General features: G+C 39.3%; 16 protein-coding genes. 3 read left to right on the top strand and 13 right to left on the bottom strand.

Annotated elements, in window-relative coordinates; translation table 11 throughout:
- Window positions 1-45: 45 nt before the first annotated feature.
- The 6 genes from BBI00_RS00680 to BBI00_RS00655 all read right to left on the bottom strand — a co-directional run bounded on the left by BBI00_RS00680 (window position 46) and on the right by BBI00_RS00655 (window position 5,086).
- Window positions 46-969, bottom strand: coding sequence for a PfkB family carbohydrate kinase (locus tag BBI00_RS00680; protein ID WP_065396956.1), 924 nt, complete (start codon window positions 967-969; stop codon window positions 46-48).
- Between the two features lie 28 nt (window positions 970-997).
- Entirely contained in the window at window positions 998-1,555 is a 558-nt protein-coding gene (gldD, locus tag BBI00_RS00675) for a gliding motility lipoprotein GldD (RefSeq protein ID WP_065396955.1), read from the bottom strand.
- Between the two features lie 44 nt (window positions 1,556-1,599).
- Complete coding sequence (gene mutY / locus BBI00_RS00670; RefSeq protein ID WP_065396954.1) at window positions 1,600-2,634, bottom strand: A/G-specific adenine glycosylase; 1,035 nt, start codon at window positions 2,632-2,634, stop codon at window positions 1,600-1,602.
- An 87-nt stretch (window positions 2,635-2,721) separates the two neighbouring features.
- Window positions 2,722-3,180, bottom strand: a complete 459-nt coding sequence (locus BBI00_RS00665; RefSeq protein ID WP_065396953.1) for a hypothetical protein — start codon at window positions 3,178-3,180, stop codon at window positions 2,722-2,724.
- A gap of 77 nt (window positions 3,181-3,257) precedes the next feature.
- Window positions 3,258-4,619, bottom strand: a complete 1,362-nt coding sequence (locus BBI00_RS00660; protein ID WP_065396952.1) for a DUF5458 family protein — start codon at window positions 4,617-4,619, stop codon at window positions 3,258-3,260.
- A gap of 20 nt (window positions 4,620-4,639) precedes the next feature.
- Complete coding sequence (locus BBI00_RS00655) at window positions 4,640-5,086, bottom strand: type VI secretion system contractile sheath small subunit (protein WP_065396951.1); 447 nt, start codon at window positions 5,084-5,086, stop codon at window positions 4,640-4,642.
- Window positions 5,087-5,435: 349 nt separating this feature from the next.
- Here BBI00_RS00655 and BBI00_RS00650 point away from each other — a divergent pair, with 349 nt between their 5' ends.
- On the top strand, window positions 5,436-6,482 hold the full coding sequence (locus BBI00_RS00650) for a hypothetical protein (protein ID WP_065396950.1): 1,047 nt from the start codon (window positions 5,436-5,438) through the stop codon (window positions 6,480-6,482).
- Window positions 6,483-6,544: 62 nt separating this feature from the next.
- On the opposite strand, the gene BBI00_RS00645 is transcribed toward BBI00_RS00650, so the two are convergent.
- On the bottom strand, window positions 6,545-8,641 hold the full coding sequence (locus BBI00_RS00645; RefSeq protein ID WP_065396949.1) for a M13 family metallopeptidase: 2,097 nt from the start codon (window positions 8,639-8,641) through the stop codon (window positions 6,545-6,547).
- Window positions 8,642-8,700: 59 nt separating this feature from the next.
- Between BBI00_RS00645 and BBI00_RS00640 the strand changes: the two genes are divergently transcribed.
- Complete coding sequence (locus BBI00_RS00640; protein ID WP_123902207.1) at window positions 8,701-8,919, top strand: hypothetical protein; 219 nt, start codon at window positions 8,701-8,703, stop codon at window positions 8,917-8,919.
- An 80-nt stretch (window positions 8,920-8,999) separates the two neighbouring features.
- Here the strand turns inward: BBI00_RS00640 and BBI00_RS00635 are convergent, their stop codons facing one another.
- The 3 genes from BBI00_RS00635 to BBI00_RS00625 form a co-directional block, all read right to left on the bottom strand.
- The gene (locus BBI00_RS00635) at window positions 9,000-11,057 is read right to left on the bottom strand and encodes a M13 family metallopeptidase (RefSeq protein WP_065396947.1); all 2,058 of its coding nucleotides are present in this window, start codon (window positions 11,055-11,057) and stop codon (window positions 9,000-9,002) included.
- 228 nt (window positions 11,058-11,285) lie between these two features.
- Window positions 11,286-14,684: a polysaccharide deacetylase family protein gene (locus tag BBI00_RS00630; RefSeq protein WP_065396946.1), complete on the bottom strand. Its 3,399-nt coding sequence runs from the start codon at window positions 14,682-14,684 to the stop codon at window positions 11,286-11,288.
- Window positions 14,685-14,771: 87 nt separating this feature from the next.
- Entirely contained in the window at window positions 14,772-16,022 is a 1,251-nt protein-coding gene (locus tag BBI00_RS00625; protein WP_065396945.1) for a CinA family nicotinamide mononucleotide deamidase-related protein, read from the bottom strand.
- Between the two features lie 114 nt (window positions 16,023-16,136).
- Here BBI00_RS00625 and BBI00_RS00620 point away from each other — a divergent pair, with 114 nt between their 5' ends.
- Window positions 16,137-16,610 (top strand): DUF7832 domain-containing protein, encoded by a 474-nt coding sequence (locus BBI00_RS00620; RefSeq protein ID WP_065396944.1) that lies wholly within the window; start codon window positions 16,137-16,139, stop codon window positions 16,608-16,610.
- A gap of 242 nt (window positions 16,611-16,852) precedes the next feature.
- Here BBI00_RS00620 and BBI00_RS00615 read toward each other — a convergent pair whose 3' ends face one another.
- From BBI00_RS00615 to BBI00_RS00605, 3 genes are all read right to left on the bottom strand, one after another.
- A complete protein-coding gene (locus tag BBI00_RS00615) occupies window positions 16,853-17,395 on the bottom strand; it encodes a lipocalin family protein (protein ID WP_065396943.1) in 543 nt (180 codons plus the stop codon).
- Between the two features lie 74 nt (window positions 17,396-17,469).
- Window positions 17,470-18,204, bottom strand: coding sequence for a LytR/AlgR family response regulator transcription factor (locus BBI00_RS00610; protein WP_065396942.1), 735 nt, complete (start codon window positions 18,202-18,204; stop codon window positions 17,470-17,472).
- Window positions 18,205-18,361: 157 nt separating this feature from the next.
- Window positions 18,362-20,143 carry a tetratricopeptide repeat-containing sensor histidine kinase gene (locus tag BBI00_RS00605; protein WP_065396941.1) on the bottom strand — a complete coding sequence of 594 codons (1,782 nt, stop codon included), beginning with the start codon at window positions 20,141-20,143 and terminating at the stop codon, window positions 18,362-18,364.
- Window positions 20,144-20,930: the final 787 nt, after the last annotated feature.

Here is a 20,930-nt window from a genome sequence, read left to right as displayed (position 1 = left end):
ATTTCACTCAATTTTTTATTATAAATATTTCTTAAAAAGACTTATTTACTGCAGCTCAACATCAAATGTCGTCAATTCTTTAAATTGTCTCAATCTGCTGAACATATCTGCTTCGTTTACTTCTTCTATTCTTTCTGTTCCGAATTTCTCTACAGTGAATGAAGCCATTGCAGATCCCACGATCAGGGCAGACTTCATGGTATCGAAATCAAATTTCCCTTTTTTAGCAAGATAAGCTGCAAAACCTCCTGCAAAAGTATCTCCGGCTCCTGTAGGATCGAAAACATCTTCCAGTGGAAGTGCCGGAATGGCAAATACTTTATTGTCATGGAAAAGAAGCGCTCCGTGTTCTCCTTTTTTGATGATCACGTATTCAGGTCCCATAGTGTGGATCTTTTTAGCGGCTTTCACTAAAGAATATTCACCTGAAAGCTGTCTTGCTTCTTCATCATTAATGGTAATAACGTCTGTTTTAGCGATCATATCCATCAGAATATCCAAAGCACTGTCCATCCAGAAATTCATGGTATCAAGGATCACAAGCTTAGGACGGGTGTTCATTTTTTCCAATACGGACAGCTGAACTCCAGGGTGTAGGTTTCCAAGTAACAGGATTTCGGCATCCTGCATTGAATCCGGGATTTTCGGATCAAAATTCTCCAATACGTTTACTTCAGTAGCTAAAGTATCTCTTGTATTCAGATCATTGTGGTATCTGCCAGCCCAGAAGAAAGTTTTTCCTTCTTTTACGATTTCAATTCCTTCGATGTTTACATCTCTGTCGGTAAACATATCAAGGTGTTCCTGTGGAAAGTCTCCTCCTACTACAGAAACAATACCGGATTTAACGCCTAAAATAGATGAAGTGATCCCGATATAAGTGGCTGCACCTCCTAAAATTTTGTCCGTTTTACCAAATGGTGTTTCAATTGCATCAAATGCAACACTTCCTACAACTAAAAGTTTCATATATTTTTCAATGTATATTAAAAGTAAATTATTTTTTCCACTCAAAAGAGTCCAGCAGATGCTTCATATCGTTTTTGATATAGTTTACTGCAGGAGCAAGGGAGTCCGGTTTCGGTCTCGTATTAAAGTATAGATAGGCAGTCACGAAATGTTTTGTACTGTCTGTAATGTAAAACTGAAGATTGGAAGCTGTCTGCCCTTTCAGCTCATAAAAATCCCCGTACACCTTCTTTTCAGGGTATGCAAAGGATTTTGTGTCTATAGCACTGGCTTTGATGGTATGTTCATATACCATTTTTTCAGATTCCTTGATATGATCTGCAAAGTCATTCTGTATCGGATAATACGTAACGAAAACTTTGGCCTTCATTTTAGGATAATTCAGATAGAACCAGCAGGGTTTCTTGGCCGGGTCAATCGAAGCAAAATCCGAGTATTCAAAGGTATAGGCACAATTGTTTTCAAACTTTTGGTATTTCGGAGCCGGATATTCCAGACGCAGTTCACCATAAGGTTTCGGAACGGAGTCTTTTCCACATGAAATTAAAAGCAGTGATACAAAAATAAAAATGACTTTTTTTATCATTTTGCAAAAGTACAAATTAGATTTCAGATTTCGGAAGACAAATTTCAGTCTTTCAGAGAGTTTTGAATGTAATTTTCCAGAGGCTTAGGAAAGGATTTTTTGTGGGACGCTTCCACATCCGTAATCAGGTATTGATTTTCAGTGATAAAATCGTTCCAGATCTTTTCTGAAGTTACCTCAACATTAAAAATTTCAATGCTTAAATTCTTGTGGGTCAGCTTATGCGTAATTGTTTTCGAGCCCATGATGAAGGATTCCATCCCGGCGGGAATCGCTGCAGGAAATTCAAACAGTTTCTTCCAGATAAAATCATCTCCTCTCTGGCGGATCAGAAACTGACCGTTTCTGTGAACAAAATAATACGTCAGGGCAAGATCTTCTGCTTTTACCTTTTTTGTTTTCACTGGGTAATCAGAGATTTTTTGAGTAGCAAATGCCAGGCAGTCTTCGTTTAGAGGGCATTCTCCGCAAAGTGGATTTTTAGGTTTACAGATTTCGGACCCTATATCCATCATCGCCTGATTGAAATCTCCTACATTTTCCGGCATTACCAATTGAGCCAGTTCAGAGAAATAGCTGAAAGCTTTTGAGCTTGAAATATCAAAATCATCAGCAAAAAGGCGGCTCAGAACCCGGTAGAAATTACCATCAACAGCAGGCATTTTTCCATTGAAGCAGATGCTGGAAACTGCAGCAGCAGTATACTTTCCTACACCTTTAAGTTTTAGAATTTCTTCATACCGGCTGGGAAATACGCCCTGATAATCATTCATAATCTGTTGAGCAGCCTTATGAATATTGATAGCTCTGGAATAATAGCCCAATCCTTTCCAATACAGCAATACCTCATTCTCTTCAGCTTCTGCCAAAGTTTTTACATCCGGAAATCTTTCTATAAAGTTATTATAGTGATTGAGTCCCTGGTTGATCCTTGTCTGTTGAAATACAATTTCGCAAATCCAGATTTTATACGGATCTTTTGTCTGTCTGAAAGGCAGATCTCTTGCATTATTCCTGTACCATTCCCCGATTTTCCTGCCAATGTACAGAAAGTCTGAATTTCCGCTATCCTTCTTCAAAAATTTTTTGTTTAGATTTTAATATGGTCTGCTTCAACTTTCTTCAGCATCTTTGAAGCATTTTCTGTCTGCAAAGATAGGCTTATTTTATTTTTTCTTCACAGTATATACGGGAGCGGCTTTCAGCCATTGGTATTTAAGATTTCTGTCTTTGGCTATAAAACGGTATCCATCCAGTTTTTTCAGATACACATACATGGAGTCGCTGCTTTTTATTTTTAATTTGTAAGGCGACAGGAACATCATCGGCATTTCTACCACTGAGTCTCTCACGGTTTTCAATACTTTTCCGGAGCTGACTTTATAAAGGAAGAACGATTTCCCACGGCCTTTTGAGCTGTCTGCCAGTTTCACACCTGCACTCGCCAGTACAAGCTCACTGCCCTGAAAGCATTCATCTTCACTCATGATGTAAGCTTTTCCTTCCTGGCGTTCGTCTGCAAAAAGATCATTTTCATAGGTACCGGGACTCTGGTATTTTTTTTCGCAACTTACCAGAAATACCATGCATAAAGCGGTGAGCCCTATGATCAGTTTTTTATTCATATGCAATTTTATAGATATTGGTAGAAAAAAACCGATGTAAAAATTGCATCGGTTTTTGATATTTTAAATAAGGATTTTTATTCCTGAGCGTATTCTGCATCCCATTCGTTACCATCATCTCCTTTGTGTCCGTCAAGTTTGATAACGAAACTTTTTGTAGGGAAATAAGGGGTCATCCGGATATCAAGCCATACTCTGTCTTTGTTTACCCTATCCTGTTCGAAACGAACGATCTTGAATTTCTCGATCAGTTTGTCCGGCCCTTTGATATTGTCTAAGAATGTTACGATCTGTCTTCTCAAATCGTCTTCGTTTTTGGCATTCCAGTTTTCGAAGGCTCTTCTGTTAAGGAAATCAAGCAACACTTTAGTAACATAGTCGAATACACGGACTACCGAATACGTCTGAAGACCGATGTTGTCTCCTGTAAATAATGTTTTCGCAGAGAAAGCCATAATTTTACCATATTCGTTCACCATTGGTACAAGACCCATTTTTTCCAACTGAGAGATTTCACTTTTCTTCAATTCGAATTTTACAGCATCTACCTCGTTGATGTTACCGTGCTTTTTACCGGCTGCCACCTGAGACATCAGTGTTTTATGAATTTTTCCAGCCAATGAAGTGGAAGGCGGAAGCTCTACATTCTCTTCTTCCCCTACTTCTTCAGCTTTTCCACGGCCTACCAGCCAGTTACACGTCATAATCACGTTACTTCTGTGAAGCTCACCTCCGGTAAGGTTTGCGGAGTGGAATAAGTCTACTACGTCATCCGGTTTATCCAGGTTGGCGAAGTCTGTAACCATCATTACTTTATTCTCGTTACAGATTTTTGCCCATTTCTCGATCACCTTGTTGGATCCTAAATATCCTGGAATGGCCAGAATTGAATAGTTGTCTCTAAGGTCAAGACGGTCGTAGTAGTTTTTAAATTCTTCGGAAATAGCATCGATGAATAAAGGATTATCAAGATCTGAAACCTGTTCAAGACTTGCATTTACGATGCTTACGTTATCCACTTTATCCAATTCTGTGTTTTTATAGAATTGAGCTACGGTTCTGTAGTTGGTTTCCAACATACGAACGGCGTCCAGTGTATTTTTTAAGTTTGTTTTTAGATTCTGGTCAGCCTGCTGTGCTTTATTTTTGCACGTCTCAGCCATTTTATCAGCAGATTCATTACCTTCTAAAAGGCTTACCCAAAGGTTGATCTTCTGAAGAAGCTCTTTTCTTTCTTCTGATTTATTGCTGTCATTAAGGAAAATTTCCTTTCTTGCTTTTCTTGTAGGGTTCATATTGGCGATACCGTCTACAACGGATTCAACAAAGCCAAAACCTCCCATTTTATTGAGCTCCGCAAGCGGGTTGCCTTTCGGCTGCCCTGAGTGTTGCTGTTGTCCCTGCTGCTGGCTTTCCTGCGCCTGTAATTTGCTATCCATGATTTAATGTAAGTCTTTAATTATTTTTCAAGTTCCTGTGCCACTTCTTTCAATACTTCTATGAACGCAGCTCTTGTCTGATCGTTCTCCAGCATATTGCGTAGAATTTTATTTGTTTTCAGCTGACGTACAATTTTATTGTACTGCTCCTGCTCCATGCTCAGCTGCTGCAGATAATCTGATTTCTGAGTAAGGCTTTTAGGAGTAAAGTCACCAAGATTTTGAAAACGGAATTCTTCTTCTACTATTCCACCATCCTCTGTTTCATGCTGTACCGCTACAGAAGGCTGGAAATGTTTGAAAACATCTTCCACAGTTTTTAATCCTGTTACAATTTCAGGGGTATAAGATTCTTCTGTTGTAAGCTGGCTTACTATCAGTGATTTATTTTCCTGGATTTCCTGAATAGCTTCATTAGCGTCTACTTTTACCTCGTTTCCGCCAACACCATAATTAAACATTGCCATATTATTATTATTTTGAGATTTACTATTTTATTTTGGATCTGTCTTTGAGTAATTTACAGAGTAATCCAATAAATTACCAATCCAATGTTTAAATTTAAAAAAAAACTGTAACATACAAAATTTTGACAAGATTTTTCTTGACTTATTTAAATTTACCCATACTTATTTAACATAAAATCACGATCTTACGATCTCACTAAGCTATGAAAAATAAATAAAATCAATCAAAAAAATTAAATTAAATTTTTGTCTGCTCTGTCATTATAGAAAAGTTTCCCGGAATACTTCAACAATAATTCTCAGACGTTACAAAAAATATTCTTTATATTTAAGCAAAGTGAACCGTGTCATGAAAGATGTAAAAATAGCGTTTAGAAAGCCCATATTCCCTGTTTCCGAAGCATTAGGGCAATATCTGGAAAAACACAACAGAACGACCAAGATTAAATTTCTGTACGAAGACCTGTTAAGATTCAGTGACAGTGTGAATATTCTGGATAAGGACGGCAAGGATACTTTATGGCTAGGCGTGTTATATCCTGAATATGAGTTTAGAGAAATTGAAGCCAATTTAAATAAGATCTACACGCTGCTGCATTCTGACGGTGATGAAGCAACTTTGCCTTATCTGAAAGTAGATACGATCGATTTCTGTACTTTCGGGAACTCCAAACCTTTCCGGATCCGGGTGAGAAATATCCTGAACGACAACTATACCAATTTTTATATAAAACAGGCAGATGCTTCCCGAATATACGGGCTGGAACTTGAAGATCTGCTTTCTCCCAACCGTATTAATTTTCTAATCTACAAAAACACTTTGATAGAAGAACATATTCTGGGGATTCCCGGCGATGTTTTTATCCAGAAACATTTACACAACTGCACAGAGCTGGAAAAGGCACAGATTTCAAAGGAGTTTGTAAAGTTCAATGAGCGCTGCCTCATCGGGCTTCTCGGGGATATGCGGTCTTATAATTATGTGGTGATTCCTATACACGATTTTGACCAGGTTATCTACAGGATCCGGCCGATAGATTTTGATCAGCAGAGCTATGAGGGGAACCTGAAAGTCTATCTTCCGCAGTATTTCAAAGAAAACAACCTGATGGTAAATATGGTGCTGGAAAAGCTAAAACCCAATTCTATAGAACAATACCGGAAAGAAGTACGTTCACAGATTGTAAAAAGGGTGACCAGCAGCAAAAACAGATTTGACGAACTTATTTCTATTATGAAAAAGGAAGATCTCGCTCCGGAAGCCAATGTTACAGAACTGAAGACTGCTCTGCAGAAACTCACCTATGACGTCAACTTCAAATACTGTAAGACCATGGGTGACATTTTAGAAACCGGAATCAGGTTTGTCATCCGGAATTATAAAAAAGCCTATTAAAAAAAGAATCCGTCTCAATGAATATGAGGCGGATCCTTTTTTCTAACAATCTTTTGGTAAACCTACCAAATTTTTATTCTGTCCTGAGGCGCTTTATACAGCTTGTCTCCAGGCTTGATATCAAATGCTTTGATGAATGAGTCCTGATTCACCAACGGGCCAAATGCTCTGAACATTCCCGGAGAGTGCGGATCTGTTTTTACCTGATTGATCATATACTGATCCGTAGCTTTGGTTCTCCAAACGGTTGCCCAGCTCATAAAGAATCTCTGATCCTGAGTAAAGCCACTGATCTTACCCGGATTTCCTTTATCTTTAAGATACATCTGAAGGGCATCGTAAGCCACTGCTACCCCACCAAGGTCACCGATATTTTCACCACTTGTAAATTTACCGTTTACAAAGCTTCCTTTTACGGGTTCATAAGCACTGTACTGGGCAGCAAGCTGTCCTACTTTTGCATCAAAGTTCTTACGGTCAGCATCTGTCCACCAGTTATTAAGGTTTCCGTCCCCATCGAAACGGGAACCGCTGTCATCAAATCCGTGAGAAATTTCGTGACCGATTACGGCACCAATACCTCCGAAGTTCACTGCAGCATCTGCTTTCGGATTGTAGAAAGGAGGCTGAAGGATTGCGGCAGGGAATACAATTTCGTTGTTTGATCCGCTGTAATAAGCATTTACAGTTTGCGGAGACATTCCCCATTCTGTTTTGTCAACCGGTTTTCCTACTTTATCCAGGCTTCGCTGATATTGCCATGCTGCCACATTCTGAAGGTTTGAATATAATGTAGCTCCCTGCTTCGGAGATTCTACTTTCAACTGGGTATAATCTTTCCACTTATCAGGGTATGCAATCTTCACCGTAAATTTGGATAATTTTTCCTGAGCTTTCACTTTGGTCTCAGGAGACATCCAGTCTATATTGGCAATATGGGTTTTGAAAGATCTCAAAAGGTAATCGATATAGGTCTCCATCTGCTGTTTGGCTTCAGGAGTAAAATATTTATCTACATAAAGTTTTCCGAAAGCTTCTCCCAGAACTCCATTCACAAGAGTAAGCCCTCTTTTGTTCATAGGGCGCTGCTCTTTCTGCCCCTGTAAATATTTAGCATAGAAGTCAAATCTGATCTGCTCCAGGTTATCGTCAAGATTGCTGGCATTACCATTAATGATATGGTACTTCAGATAATCTTTTAATAAAGGCAGGTTTTTCTGCGTGATAAACTGATCCATATTCTGGTAATATTTCATTTCCCCAATGATCACCCTATCTGTATTTACCCCTGCATCTTTTAAATATTTTGCAAGGTCAACATTTTTAACGATTCCGGATAACTCGGATACATTTTTAGGATTATATCTGAGATTGGCATCCCTGTTTTGCTCAAGGGTCAACAGATAATTAGCCATCTGTTTTTCAAAATCCACAACGTTCTGTGCAGCCTGAGCTGTATTTTTATAGCCTAACACTCCGAACAGCTTACCTACGTAAGTCTGATATTCTGCCAAAGTTTTGGTATTGGCCTCATTTACCTTCTGATAATAGTCTCTTCCCAATCCAAGATCAGGGCCACCCAGGTAAACAGCATTCATTTTAGAATTCTTCATATCTGCACCCACTCTCCAGCCATAGAAAGAGTTGTCTCCCATTCTTGTTGCTTCCAGAAGATATTTCTGCAGATCATTCAGACTTTTAATGGCATCTACTTTTGCCAGATCAGCCTTGATAGGTGCCAAACCTTCTGCATTTCTTTTAGCAGTATCCATAAAAGAGGCATAAAGATTCTGGATCTTCTGTCCTTCTGATCCTGCCGGGTAGTTTTCGGTAAGAATTTTATTTAAAATATCCAATGAAGCATCATCTACATTTTCCCTCAATGCATTGAAAGATCCCCAATTGGCTTTATCGGAAGGAATCTGGGTAGTTTTCACCCAATTTCCGTTCACATAGCTAAAAAAGTCATCCTGCGGACGGACACTTGTATCCATATAAGATAAATTGATTCCCTCCTCTTTCACGTCTTCTTTCACCGGCTCTGCAACAGCTGCCGTAGCCTCAGTTTTTTTCTCTGTCCCTGCAGTCTTTGCCGCACCACACGAATTGAGAAATACAATCCCCGCAAGGGCAAGTATTCCAATATTTAGCTTTTTCATTAAAGATAATTTTTGATTTTACACAAACTTATCAAATATACAAACTTTAATGATAAGTGGTGAAGGATAATTGGATTGCGGTAAAACTGATTCAGGTTTTGGCTAAAGCCGGATGGAGATTGATTTATAAAGTAAGCGGGCTAAAGCCCGCTTGTATTGATATTACCTCGTGGTTGACCACCCGTCAAATCAGAGATTTGACCCCTTCCGGAGGAGGGAATGATCGTTCTATCATCTGTCATTTGTATCTATTAGCTGCCTCTTCCCACAATCCCTAATCATCAACCTCCTGCTACCTGCCACCTCAGACCTGCCACCTGAAAAAACAAAAACCGCCCATTGCTGAGCGGCTGTATTATTACCAGATTTTGATTCTGTCTTCCGGAGCTTTGTATAATTTGTCTCCTTTTTTAACATCGAATGCTTTGTAGAAGGCATCAACGTTGATCAACGGACCGAAACTTCTGAAATATCCAGGAGAGTGAGGATCTGTTTTCACCTGATTGATCATGTATTTTTCACTGGATAAAGTTCTCCAAACGGTTGCCCAGCTTAAGAAGAATCTCTGATCCTGAGTGAATCCGCTGATCTTTCCTGGGTTTCCTTTATCTTTTAAATACATCTGAAGCGCATCGTAAGCGATGTTTACTCCTCCTAAATCTGCAATATTTTCACCGTTTGTAAAGGTTCCGTTTACGAAAGTTCCTTTCACAGGCTCATATTTGTCATATTGGGCAGCAAGAGCTTTTGTTGCTTTTTCGAAGTTGGCTTTATCTTCCGGAGTCCACCAGTCAACAAGGTTACCGTCTGCATCAAACTGAGCTCCTGAATCATCAAACCCGTGGCTCATTTCGTGACCGATAACAGCACCAATTCCTCCAAAGTTTACAGCGGCATCAGCCTGAGGGTTGAAGAACGGCGGCTGCAGGATTGCTGCAGGGAATACGATTTCGTTATACACAGGATTGTAGTAAGCATTTACAGTCTGTGGAGTCATTCCCCACTCTGTTTTATCCACCGGTTTTCCGATTTTTGCTAAATCTTTGTTGTACTGCCATTCACCAATGCTCTGAAGGTTGGAGTATAATGTTCCTCCTTTTGCTTCAGGAGTAATAACCAATTTGGAATAGTCTTTCCATTTGTCCGGATACGCTACTTTTACTGTAAACTTATTCAGTTTCTTCATCGCTTTCTCCTTGGTTGTAGAAGACATCCAGGTCAGATTATTGATATGAAGGGCAAAGCTTTTCTTTAAGTAATCGATCAGTTCTACCATCTGAGCTTTAGCTTCTGCCGGGAAGTATTTTTCAACGTATAATTTACCGAAAGCTTCTCCAAGGTTTCTGTTGATCAGCTCAAAACCTCTCTTGTTCAATGCTCTCTGTTCCTGCTGGCCTCTCAGGTATTTAGCGAAGAAGTTAAACTTCATATCACCCAGTTTTTCACTCAGGTAAGAAGCACTTCCGTTGATCATATGGAATTTCAGATAATCTTTGATTACCGGAAGGTTTTTGGCATTTACCAACTGATCAAAGTTTTTATAGTAACCTAACTCTCCAATGATTACGCGGTCTGTATTAACTCCCACCTTTTTAAGGTAAGAAGGAAGATCTACTCCTTTTACCAAAGCTGAAAGCTGAGCCATCGTCTGAGGGTTATACTGAAGGGTGTTATCACGGCTCTGCTCATTTGTAAGATACGTTTTTGCAATGCTTTTTTCGTAGTCAACAATACCTTTTGCTGCTGCGTCTGCATTTTGGTATCCTAATTCTTTCAGCATAGAAGCTACATATTTCTGGTATTCAGCAATAGCTTCTGTATTTTTATCATTTACTTTCTGATAGTAATCTCTTCCCAAACCAAGGGCTGCTTCTCCCAAGTAAACCGCATTCATGTTGGAATCTTTCAGGTCAGCGTATACGCCCCATCCGTAGAAGCTATTTTCGCCTTCTTTTGTTACGGAAGCAAGATAAGTCTGAAGGTCTGCCATATTTTTGATGGCATCAATTTTATTCAGGTTTTCCTGGATAGGTTTGATTCCGTCAGCATTTCTTTTCTGCATGTTCATATAGGAAGCATACAGGTCCTGGATTTTTTTCCCTTCGCTGCCATCAGCAAATTTATCTTTCAAAAGAGAGTTCAGAATCGTCATGGAATTGTTATCCGTGTCTTCTCCAAGTTTGTTGAAACTTCCCCAGGTAGGCTTATCGGATGGAATTTTAGCCGTTTTCATCCATGTTCCACTCACATAGTTATAAAAATCATCCTGTGGACGTACCGAAGTGTCCATCAAGCTAATGTCCAGACCTTTGTCTGTGTTGTTTACTGCTGTTTTAACAGCTTTAGCCTGTGCGCTCATTGTATTTTGAGTGCAGATCCCTGCTATTAGAAACAAAGAAAGCGTTAGTTTTTTCATTATGATAACAATTTATACAATAGGTATGATTTATTTATTATTTGTTACTTTTTTGTAAAACAAATTTAAACAAATAACATCAGAGTGGGATGAGAGTTTATAATTTAGAGCGGTTTGAAGCAGGAAGTTATAAAGTCATCAGTACTATCTGCGTAATGCTAACTCAAAATAACTTCCTTCTTCCGGCCGGATCATCTCAACTCCTTACTCCACAGTTCCGTTCACCCATTAAATTGTTGCGATCTCTTTTACATTTCCGGTTCTTTTCAAAAATCCCCAGGACTGCATTTCGCCTTTCAACGCTTTTCTTAAACTTTTAAATAATACGATATACATCAGCCATCTGTACCCGAATCTCTGTGGAATTATATAGAACAGGTTGGTCAGTTTTTCCCGTTGCATAATGAACGCTACCAGTGCCAATGAGGCATCCACCAAAAGGAAAATCAGATAATAGGTAAATATTTTACTCCCATTCCCGGACAGGATTCCAAAAAACATAATGACGTCTGCCAATGGCGAAAAGAACGGAATAATGTATTGGAATAATAAAATATTCGGCATGGCCCAAAGTCCCAGTCCTTTATAACGGGGATTAAGGAAAGTCTGTCTCTGCTTCCAGAACATCTGCATGATTCCGTAGGTCCAGCGGAAACGTTGTTTTAAAAACTGTTTTACGGTTTCCGGAGCTTCTGTCACGGCAACAGCCCTGTTTTCATTGGCAACCGTGTACCCTGCTTTCAGGATTTTCACCGTAATATCACAGTCTTCAGCCAGGGTATCGGAAGAATATCCTCCTGCTTCCAGCACTACAGATCTTTTAAATGCTCCGATAGCTCCGGGAATTACGGTAATGGCATTAATATGGGCATACGCCAGACGGTCGAAGTTCTGGCTGGTCGTATATTCTATGGCCTGCCATCTGGTCAGCCAGTTTACGGTATTCCCTACTTTTACATTTCCGGCTACTGCAGCGATTTTTTCTTCAGGGCCGGCATTTAAAAATCTTGCGATCAGGTATTTTACCGCATCCTGCTGTAATTTGGTATCGGCATCAATACACACTACATATTCTGCATCGGTTTGTGAAATTCCGAAATTCAGAGCAGTCGCTTTCCCACCGTTTGTTTTGGTAAAAATCTTCAGTTTCGGATGATCCGGAAATGCTTCATTTGCTCTGTCATAAGTTGAATCCTTACTTCCGTCATCTACCATGATAATATTAAAGTTCGGGTAGGTCTGTTTCAGTAAATTCTGCAAGGAAGAAACAATATTCACTTCTTCATTATAGGCAGGAACGATAATGGAAACTTTCGGATAGGATTCCAACACGGGAAACCCACTCAGTTTTTTCTCTTTTTTTCTTTCTTTAAAAGCCCAATATGCCATCAACAGAAGTCTCATCAATCCCAATGCAATGAAAATAGTGAACAGAGCGACCAGAAAATGACTTATCCCGTAAATAACAGTAGCCAATACCAGGTTGAGCTGCATAATATAATAGGATCTTGTTTTAGGAACTTCAGGCATCAGCTCATTTTTACTTTTATGCAGAATATTGGTAAGGTTGGTGAAATGATAACCTTGCTTCTGCAACATAGGAATTAAAGTTTTCAGTGCTTTCACTGTTTCTTCTCTGGTGTCTCCCCCCGCATCGTGAAGCAATATGATATTTCCTCTCTGCTGTTGGATTCCGGCCATGACCCGTTTTATTATTTCATCTGCCTTTATTCCGGGTTGCCAGTCTTCCGGGTCAATATTCTCACCGATATCCAGATAGTTCTGCTGTCTTGCCAGCGCTACCGGAATGATCTCTTCAGATGTTGTAGGTTCAGAGTCTGCATTATAAGGAGCCCTGAACAGGATCGTGCTGTGACCTGTCACACATTCAATCAGCAGTCTTGTCAGTTTCATTTCAAGCAAGGCTCTTTCCGGACTTACTTTAGCTACATTTTCATGCGTGAAAGTATGGTTTCCTATTTCATGCCCTTCCCGGTAAATTCTTTTCACCAGCGGAAGGTTTTTTTCAGCATTTAATCCTACCAGGAAGAAAGCAGCCGGAACATGATATTTGGACAACACATCGAGTATCTGAGGGGTATATGTTTCGTCAGGTCCGTCATCGAAAGTGAGTACCAGTTCTTTCTGCGGGGCACTTCCGTATTTTTTTACTTCATAAGAACTTGGATAGGTGATATAATTCTCGTCAGTAATGATCTTCTCTTTTGGATCTGTTTCCAGAGCGATTTTCCCGTCATGAGGGGTATTCAGTACATCAAGCACTTCTCCGTCCCCGATATAATCCACCATGGTCTGCCCTTTCACATTCTCAAGTGTCTTTAAATTGAACTTAGATAGTCCGGCAAACGTAAGATCCTTATCATAGAAATTCCAGATTCTGCTGTCCTCACTTCCCAGTCTCCACAGTGCGGTTCCTGCCAATGGATATTCGGATGAAAAACGCATGGTGTTGAAAATAGAAGCCGCATCATTGAAAAATACGGTATGCGTGAAGTTTTTAGAATCGGTATAGGAATAATTCAGATTAAAAGTATTGTCATTAAAATCAATCACGGCCTTGCTTGCATGGGCTTTTGTAATGGCCTGCATATAAGTGACTGAAGTATTATCATCTTTATTGGAACTCCAATCATAACCATAAGCACCCAATCCCAATATAATCTTGCGGGGAGATGTTTTTCTCACCACTTTACCGGTTTGTTCCTCTATCCATTTCTGAGAAGAAACGGGGCCCGCATCGCCATCAGCAGAATATTCGTCATAAGCCATCAGTACAAAATAGTCTACATAAGGATCGAGTTTTTGAATATTATAATCATCATTATCTGTCATAATATCCATGGTAACCAGCAATTGGTTCTGTCTGAAAGTTTCTGACAGTTCTTTCATGAAAGCAATCAGATTTTCATCAGAATTCAGATTCATATCTTCAAAGTCGATATTAATCCCTTTGAAATGATATCTGATACACTGCTGCGTAATCTTCTGAATCAGCGCTGCTCTTCTCTTAGGATCGTTAAGCACTTTTGCCAGTCCTTCGGCACGGAATTCCCGGTCAGAGTTATTACTCAGCATCGGCATTGCTGCTACTCCGGTTCTTTTGATGACTTTATAACCTTCGGGGTCTACATTGGTTTTCAGGTCTCCCGTTTTGGGATCAATGAAAAACCATTCCGGAAATACAAGGTTGACATGTCTGATATTTCGCTTCAATGACATCAGAGACTGCGGATCCCATGCCACATAAAATGCAGAACGGATTCCTCCTGGGAATTGTGCCCAGTTCCGGTTCTGATTTTTCAATCTTTCTGCTCCCGCCTTTTCAATCTTGGCGAGATTAGTGTGCATTGTTTTTTCAGAAATGAAACTTCTGAAGCCTTTATATTCTTTGGAAATTTTATTCTCCTGAAGATAGGGTTTATTAGCTGTGATTACAGCCTTATAATCTTCTTTGAAGGGAATTGCAGGACTCTTGTCCAGGATCATCATCAGACCCAAAGCGAGCAGCAGCAGTATTCCTGTAAAGATAAAAATACGGCTTCCCCATTGCACACTTTTCCAGCGTTTTTTACTGTTGGTCTGAAAGATCTGTTTGGAATTTTCCACGTTGATGAAATTTTATGGAATGATTTCAAAAAGCGTGAAAAACTGCCAAAAAAATAATTAAAAAAAAATTAAAACAACACCTGGTTTCTAGCTGTTTACAAGAAGTGCCACCAGATCCTGAATCACCTTCTGAGAAACGAAATCCATAAAATCAATCCGCTCCAGATGCGGCATATATAATCTGGACGTTACTTCCTGATCACCCATTCTTATGGTATAGAAAACGGTTCCTACTTCTTTTCCATCCTCACCTTTTCCGGGGCCGGCAACTCCGGTAGTTGAAAGGGAAATATCTGTATCAAACAATTGCTGACAGCCTTTTGCCATTTCCTGAGCCACCTGTTCACTGACTACGGTGAACTGATCTACAGTTTCTTTGGAAACATTCAGAATCTTAATTTTCTTCTCTGTAGCATAGGCTACCATCCCACCCATAAAATACTTTGAGCTTCCGGAAACTGAAGTGATCATTTTTGCCAGTTCGCCTCCCGTACAGCTTTCTGCGGTAGAAATGGTGAGCTTTCTTTCGGTAAGCATTTCGGCCAGAATATTCTCGATCTTGTCTTCAGATACGGCAATCACATGATCTCCAAGTAACGGAAGCAGCTTCTGAATTTCTTCTTCGGTCTGTAGTTTCAGTTCGTTTTCGTTACTTCCTGATGCCGTCAGCCTAAGTTTTACACGGGTACCTACCGGAAGATAGGACAATGCTGTATTTTCAGGAAGTGCCAGCTCCCAGTCTTCGATCATATCTGCAAGGATACTTTCAGGGATCCCGACTACGGAAACAATTCTTGTATGGATATAATTCAGGCTAAATTTTTCCTGTAAATAAGGTATAATCTGATCCTTGATCAGGGGTTTCACTTCATAAGGAACTCCAGGCAGGCTGTAACTCAGCTTTCCGTTCAGTTCCATCATCATGCAGGGAGCCGTTCCGTAATGGTTTTGGAAGACAATGGATTTTGTGGGAACGAAAGCCTGTTCTCTGTTTCTTTCCAAAATATCCGCACGCCCTCTTCTTTCCATATATCCTTTGAGATGACTGAAGGTAACCTCATCCAGGGCAATTTCATCATTGAAGAATTCTGCCAGTGCTTTTTTGGTCTTATCATCCCGGGTAGGTCCCAGTCCGCCGGTAGTGATAACAAGATCTCCCAGCTCAAAAGCGGTACTCAAAGTATTTTTAATTGTTTCAATTTCGTCAGAGATCGTGAAGATCTGTACAACTTTTATTCCGATATTTTTAAGCTCGGAGGCAATAAAATTAGAGTTGGTATCTACCGTGTTTCCTGAAAGGATTTCATCACCAATGGTAATCAGAACCGCTTTATCCATGTTTTGTTTTCGAAAAAAATTCTGATACAAATGACGGAAAATTCCCCGTGCCCGGCAATATAAATTGATTTTTTCTATTTTTGACAGAATTTATTTAAAACTACAAGAAAAATTATGTCTAAATATGATGATGCCTCATGGCATTATGGCGGTGATTTCCCGGAAGGACTTCCTCAGAAGAACGGAGCAACCCATACCGGAATGTTCCTGAACTGGTGCGTAAACCATGATCTTATCTCTGATGAACTGAAAGAAGATTCCGCAGAGGAAATTGAACGGCTGAAACGAAGAGAAATAACCGGAGCGGAATTTGTGATGGACTGCTGTGACGGGAAGTTTTCCGAATATGACCTGAATGACCTGGGAAACAGTTTTGCGAAAGACTATTATGCTGATGATACTGATTTCGGGAACCGATACAGCTCTTTTGCAGACGACTACGTCAACCTTTTTGATACCAAGGCGGAAGAAAATGATTATGAGTATGAAACGTTTTACCACATTGAAGATACTTACGAGAACTACGATCTGATGAAACAGGTCATTGATTATCGTTTTGAAGAGTGGAAGGAATATATTGCGGGATAAAGGATCACCATCAAAAGTTGTGGAATGAAAACAAATTATTTTCCAAACGCAAAGAATAATTATCCGGATACTTAATTTTAAGGAGGCTAAAACTTTGCGTTAAATTAAATTCCATCAATACAAACAATATGATCCACACAATTTGTATTTGATTCGGGAAGAATGAAAATACAAAGGAAGCTAAGAAGATCAATGCGTCAGTTATTTATTAACAGCCATTCTTCTCAGCTTCTTTTTTTTATTTATTGATTATGTTTTACCCAGATCAGTTCATTGGTATCATAACCGATTTTTTTTGCCTTTGCCAGGAAACGCTGACGGATGCTTTCGGGGATGGTGGTAGTACGGGACAGGATCCAGAGATATTTCAAACTGCTTCCTGCAACCATGGCATACTGATAGTCTTCATCAATATCGATCACGTTATACCCTGCCCAGATAGGTTTGAAAAATGATACTTTCAGCCGGGCTTCTGTAGGGTCTTTTACAAACTGGGCTTCTCCGATAGATTCATTCCAGACTTTTTTTACGTAATCATAGCCTTTGTTCTTCACCTGAATGGAGCCATCCGGATTTTCTGTATATTCTGCAGTGACATTATCCATATTTTTCTCAAAACGATAGTCAAAACGGGCAATTTCATACCATCTGCCGAGGTATTTTTTAGCATCAAAGTTCTTTACTGCTGCAGCACCTTTGGGAATTCTTACGGAACACGAGTTAAAAATAATCAGTCCTAATGCACCCAATGATACGGGAAGTATGATTTTATGAAGGGTTTTCATAAGAGATTTTTTTGGTGTGGTTCTGATGAAAACGTCAAAAATAATGCCTACAGGCTGTTAAAGAACAATAAATTCTATGAAAAGACCTTCAGGAAATTATCCTTAAAGCTTCCGGAAACCTCAATTTCCGTATCGTCAGACAGCATTACAGTTCCGCTTTTGTGGTAGGATTTTACAAAAGCTGTATTGATGATGTGGGAACGGTGTACTCTTACAAAGGGACTTTCCAGCAGGTCGTCAAAATGTTTTAAAAACCTGCATACCATCTTCTTTGAGCCATCGGTAAGGTAAACCTGGGTAAAGTTTCCGTCTGCCTGCAGCCTGACAATATCTTCTGTTTTTACCACATCAAAGCCTTGTAAAGTGGGCAATATCAATTGCTGTTTTTCCGGTTTCAGCTTCAGATTCTCCAGCAAAATTTTATTCCGGTTGAGTTCTTCTTTTTTCTCCAGGCTCTCAGCGACTTTATTAACGGCCAGAATCAGTTCCTGAATATCAATGGGCTTTAAGATATAATAGCTTGCCGATTTGTTCAATGCCTGCAGCGAATACTGTGAAAATGCTGTAATGAAAATGGTTTCGTACGCCTGATCTTTGGTGGCCTCCAACACATCAAAAGCGTTTCCAAAAGGCATTTCAACATCAAGAAACACCAGTTGCGGCTGCTTTTCAGTAATCAGCGGAACGGCTTCTCTGATATTTTCAGCTTCACCAAGAATTTCCACCTGCGGGCAATATTTGGTGAGATAGCTTCTCAGAACTTCTCTTGCTATGATTTCATCATCTACAATTACGGCTTTTATTTTCATTCGGTCAGGTATTAAGTGACAGATAATAGACTGCACGATGCAAATTAGGAATATTTACCCATTCATACAATCTGAAACCTGTGCATGGAAACACTCAATGCTTCAGGCAAAAAATATTCCGGAATAATATTGAGAATAAAAATTGAAATCCTACAAATTAAGCAAGATTGATCCTGATGGTCACCAAAACTCCTCCATTGTTGTCTTTATCTTTTACTGAGCAGGTAATGTCTTTTTTGTAGAGGTCATTCAATAGCTGAACTCTTTCAAGTGTATTTTTCATTCCCCGTCCTTCTCTCGTTTTTTGGTGCCGGGTTTTCTGTTTTTTGCTTTCTTCGATTCCTATTCCGTTGTCTTCAATGGTAATCTTCAGATATTGGTCATCTTTTTCAAAGCTCAGTTTTAAAAACCCTTTTTCAGTTCTGTAGCGGAGGCCATGCCAGATTGCATTCTCCAGAAAAGGCTGTACAAGCATTCCGGGAACCTGCTGGCTCTGGAGATTAAGATTTTCATCAACTTCAATTTCATAATCGAATTTGTCGGCAAAACGTGTTTTTTCCAGCGCAAGATAATTCTGAAGCAGATCAAGTTCCTGCTGGAAAGGAATAAAATCTTCTGTTGAGTTTTCCATTACTCCGCGCATCAGCTTGGAGAACTTTGTCAGATACTGATTGGCTTCCAGTTCATTATTTGTGGCTATAAAATGGTTGACGCTATTTAAACTGTTAAAGATAAAATGCGGATTCATTTCTCTCCGGAGCGACTGAAGAGCAATTTTTTTGTTTTTGATCTGAACTTTTTTCAGGGTTCTGAAAATAATAAAGATCAGCCCCGTCAGAAGGATTAAAGCTGCAATCAAACTGTAATTGAAGACATTCTTCTTACGGATCAGCTCATCTTTCAGCTCTTTTTCTTTTTCAAGCTGGGAAATCCGTTGTTCGGTATCTTCAAGTATTTTATTGTCCACCAGGCTTCTGTCTTTAGACACAAGATCCGGAAGTTTTCCCAGGAAATCTCTGTATAGCTGTACCGAGGCATCCGTATTCCCGGAAATCGCATAGAGACTGTCCAGTTTTTTCACACTTCTCTGTGCTTCCATGGTATGCCCTTTATTCAAAGCAATCCCATAAGCGTTTTTTAAAAGACTTACTGCTTCTTCAGGATCATTCTTCTTGATATAGATATCCGCCAGCTCCTGGATCTGATTCACCTTTTCCTGTGAATTCTCTTTCACAAAATCTTCCTTCAGTACTGTTTTCTTGGCTTCAATCGCTTTATCAAAGTTTTTATTTTCCACATAGAGATCGGCCAGCTTCTGATTGATGGCCAATGCCTGTTGTGGGGCTTCTTTTTTTGAGATTTTATAAGCGTTGTTAAGGTTTTCTTCCGCTCTGGAAACATCCTTTTGCTGTATATTGACTTCTGCAAGCTGACTATAGCTTTCCGCCAGATCTGCCTGCTCATTCTCTTTCTTGCTCAGGCTGATATTATTCTGAATAGCTTCGGCCCGCAGTTCGGGAGAAGGAGAAGAAAGTCTTGCAACATCGTTGGCATTCACAGCCTTACTTTTTTCACTATATCCCATCTGTGCAGCCATGCTGTAGTTACTGATTGCGGGAGTTATTTTATTTTGTTTCTCCTGGGATTGTGCCAGTTTTCTGGTGGTGATTTCAAGATTTTTTTTATCGTTCAGATTCTGATAGATATTTTTTGCTTTGATGAGATACTCTTCGCTTTTGGCATAATTTCCCTGATTGTAATAGTCATTGGCCATTCCCACATAGGTATCTGCAACGCCTTTATTATCATTTTTATCAACTGCTTTTTTCAGTTTTGCAGCAGAATTCAGAACTTTAGAAACCCGTGTAGTATCCTGGGCAACAAGGGAATTCCCTGATGCTAATATTATAATAAGTACTATTTTAAAAACTAATTTCACAGATTTCAGATCTTTACTGCAAAGTAAGTAAAACTTTATTGATCGTATTCTATTCTTTACCAAGTGAAAGCCTTATTTCACCAAGTTGGAAAAAATTAGATTTTGAAGTGCCAACTAAGATTATTATTTAGCCACAAAAGATTTTAAACACTTTAGTTTTTTAAGCTAATAATGCTTGGCGATGAGAAGTACATATAAGTTTTTTGAAAATCTATGATTTTCTTTTTGAATGCGACTAGTTATAAGGTATGAATTTATAGAGTTATGTTTTCCCAATCATTATAACGCAACGTTCGCAAAGATTCTTTTATAGATGTAAATAATAAACGTCCGCAAAGGCGTTAACACTCAGCAATGAAGCCCGATACTAATATACGGTATTAAATTACTCAGCTGAATAGAATGCCCTTGCGAACGGAAATATCCAGCATCTTTTTCCCTATTCTTACGGTCTTTGCGTTATAAAATTTTCCAATTTTTCAGGTAAAGTGTGAATTTATAGAGACATGTCTTCCCAATCATTATGACGCAACGTTCACAAAGATTTTTTATAGATATAAATAATATACGTTCGCAAAGGCGTTAACACTCAGCAATGAAGCCCGATAATAATCGGCGGTATTAAATTATTTAGCTGAATAGAATGCCCTTGCGAACGGAAATATCCAGCATCTTTTTTTCTATTCTTGCGGTCTTTGCGTTATAAAATTTTCTAATTTTTCAGGTAAGGTGTGAATTTATAGAGGTATGTTTTCCCAATCATTATAACGCAACGTTCGCAAAGATT

It is taken from the genome of Chryseobacterium arthrosphaerae (genome assembly GCF_001684965.1).
Lineage (GTDB): Bacteria > Bacteroidota > Bacteroidia > Flavobacteriales > Weeksellaceae > Chryseobacterium > Chryseobacterium arthrosphaerae.
The sequence above is the reverse complement of the archived record's forward strand: the minus strand, read 5'-3'. Positions and strand labels throughout refer to the sequence as shown.

Bases quoted from the DNA above. Each gene is read 5' to 3' on its own strand.
- gldD (WP_065396955.1), bottom strand. From the start codon at position 1,555: ATGATAAAAAAAGTCATTTTTATTTTTGTATCACTGCTTTTAATTTCA.
- BBI00_RS00650 (WP_065396950.1), top strand. From the start codon at position 5,436: ATGAAAGATGTAAAAATAGCGTTTAGAAAGCCCATATTCCCTGTTTCC.
- BBI00_RS00620 (WP_065396944.1), top strand. From the start codon at position 16,137: ATGTCTAAATATGATGATGCCTCATGGCATTATGGCGGTGATTTCCCG.
- BBI00_RS00615 (WP_065396943.1), bottom strand. From the start codon at position 17,395: ATGAAAACCCTTCATAAAATCATACTTCCCGTATCATTGGGTGCATTA.
- BBI00_RS00645 (WP_065396949.1), bottom strand. From the start codon at position 8,641: ATGAAAAAGCTAAATATTGGAATACTTGCCCTTGCGGGGATTGTATTT.
- BBI00_RS00660 (WP_065396952.1), bottom strand. From the start codon at position 4,619: ATGGATAGCAAATTACAGGCGCAGGAAAGCCAGCAGCAGGGACAACAG.
- BBI00_RS00635 (WP_065396947.1), bottom strand. From the start codon at position 11,057: ATGAAAAAACTAACGCTTTCTTTGTTTCTAATAGCAGGGATCTGCACT.
- BBI00_RS00680 (WP_065396956.1), bottom strand. From the start codon at position 969: ATGAAACTTTTAGTTGTAGGAAGTGTTGCATTTGATGCAATTGAAACA.
- BBI00_RS00655 (WP_065396951.1), bottom strand. From the start codon at position 5,086: ATGGCAATGTTTAATTATGGTGTTGGCGGAAACGAGGTAAAAGTAGAC.
- BBI00_RS00625 (WP_065396945.1), bottom strand. From the start codon at position 16,022: ATGGATAAAGCGGTTCTGATTACCATTGGTGATGAAATCCTTTCAGGA.
- BBI00_RS00665 (WP_065396953.1), bottom strand. From the start codon at position 3,180: ATGAATAAAAAACTGATCATAGGGCTCACCGCTTTATGCATGGTATTT.
- BBI00_RS00610 (WP_065396942.1), bottom strand. From the start codon at position 18,204: ATGAAAATAAAAGCCGTAATTGTAGATGATGAAATCATAGCAAGAGAA.